General features: G+C 37.1%; 1 protein-coding gene. It reads right to left on the bottom strand.

Annotated features, from left to right (window positions below):
• Positions 1–353: 353 nt before the first annotated feature.
• On the bottom strand, positions 354–781 hold a 428-nt coding region (locus ACFINZ_RS10515; RefSeq protein WP_375701483.1), incomplete at its 5' end, for a glycosyltransferase family 4 protein.

Raw genomic sequence — 781 nt, 5'->3', positions numbered from 1 at the left:
TCTTGCCAGCTCAAAATGTTGTAATTAAGGTGGTTTATAAAAAGCATTTTTACTCCTCTCTTGAAGAGTTTTACCCACACTCCAACCCCGCTTATGACATGCAAAAAGATAAATTATTATTCTAAATCAATGTACCTGCTACTTTATCACAATACCAACATCATTTTAAGAATATAAATTCACCCTTTTGTTCTCAAAGTTTTGATAACGAGTTTTTTAATCCTATCAATAAATGGAAGATTTTATAAAATAATATTTGCGTTACTTTGCTATTCGCTTAAAAACTGATATGCAAGGGTCCTTCCTATAAAAGAGGTTTATTCTCTGCACTCCTCAAAAAGGTTTTTGCATATTTAAAGTGTTTTTTGCGCAAACACTGTCTCATAAACATTCCTAATTGCAGCTGCCTCCTTTTCCAAAGGAAAATGGGTACGGACATGTGCTAAAGCTTTTTCCCCTGCAGCCATTGTTTTTTCTAAATCAGCAAAATAAGGTTCAATCGCTGCTGTTAAAGCACCTCCATCTCCTGCTTGAACAATCGTTCCTGTTCCTTCCACCACCAATTCTTTATAAGCTCCCGCATCACTCGCTACGACAGCTGTTTGTGATGCCATTGCCTCCAAGGGTGTCAAACCGAAACCTTCTGTACGAGAAGGTGCTACATATAGCGACAAACGGCGGTACCATAAAGGTGTATTGAGCACCTCACCAAGAAAAACAATGCGATCATTCAGACCTGCTTCTGCAATTTTTTGTCGTAATTTTTTTTCAAAGGAATAAT

Origin of the sequence: Bartonella sp. AA81SXKL, from assembly GCF_042196945.1 — a bacterium.
Classification (GTDB): Bacteria; Pseudomonadota; Alphaproteobacteria; order Rhizobiales; family Rhizobiaceae; genus Bartonella.
Note: the sequence above shows the minus strand (reverse complement) of the source record. Positions and strands in the feature narration are given on the sequence as shown.